Consider the following 888-nt stretch of genomic DNA (forward strand, 5'->3'; position numbering starts at 1 on the left):
AACGTTGAAAGAATTCGTGGCCGAGCTCAAGGCATTGACCGATGGCATGATGACCGTAGAGCCCAAAGAGATTGCCGATTTGCGCCTTGGCGAGATGGAAATCCCTGCCGGCAGCTACGGTCAATACTTTGGAACGTGGGACATCGCACACGGCATGCTGCGTGACTACTCGATGTATACCTTGTATCCGCTGGTCGTACTGGCAGAGGATCCTGAGTTTCAGCCGCGACAGATATCGAAGATCGTCGACGCGTTGGACCAGGCTTACAGCAACTATCTGCGCTACAGTGGCTTTCCAAAAATGGGGGCCCTCGCGCTGGAGCTGCGCGCTCACCTGAAGGACAACCCCTCCAGGGAAGAAGTCGTGACAGCGTTGCGCGCGCTCACCGAGTACACGAACAAGCTGCAGGCCTGGTCGTTCCACTACTTCCCGTGGGGTCTCGGCAAATACTTCCAGTACCCGGCAGAGCGTCTGCAGGCCGCCCCGCCTCCCGTGGCAGATCTCGGCGCAACTCGTGCGCACATCCGCAGCGGTCAACGGATCCGGATCACATGGAAGCCGTTGAACATCACGGTCAACGCCACACTGGCCACCAAAGAGAACCCGGAACTGTGCGCCGACCTCGCCGCTGCGCTCCCCTTTACGACCATCCAGGATCACGCCGTCGTGACGGGCGAGTCGATGTACGCATGGTCGCCGTTCGTCAGCACGGCGCCGATTCGTCTGCGCGAACGCATCTGCGACGCGCCAATCGGCCGGATCCGTTTCTCGCAGTCCACGGGTCAAAAATTCATCGTCCAGTATGGCCCGACCACTGAGGATCTTTCCCAGCCGGTGCTCGGAGAGATCGATGAAGCCGACGCAGCCAAGCTGGCTGAAGTGGGTAA

1 protein-coding gene is annotated in these 888 nt (G+C 59.7%); it reads left to right on the plus strand.

Features of this window, described 5'->3' with window-relative positions:
• Window positions 1-888 (plus strand): hypothetical protein (locus C9I57_RS32170; protein ID WP_107154519.1); only part of this gene is annotated, 888 nt, incomplete at both ends.

It is taken from the genome of Trinickia symbiotica (assembly GCF_003028655.1).
Taxonomy (GTDB): Bacteria; Pseudomonadota; Gammaproteobacteria; order Burkholderiales; family Burkholderiaceae; genus Trinickia; species Trinickia symbiotica_A.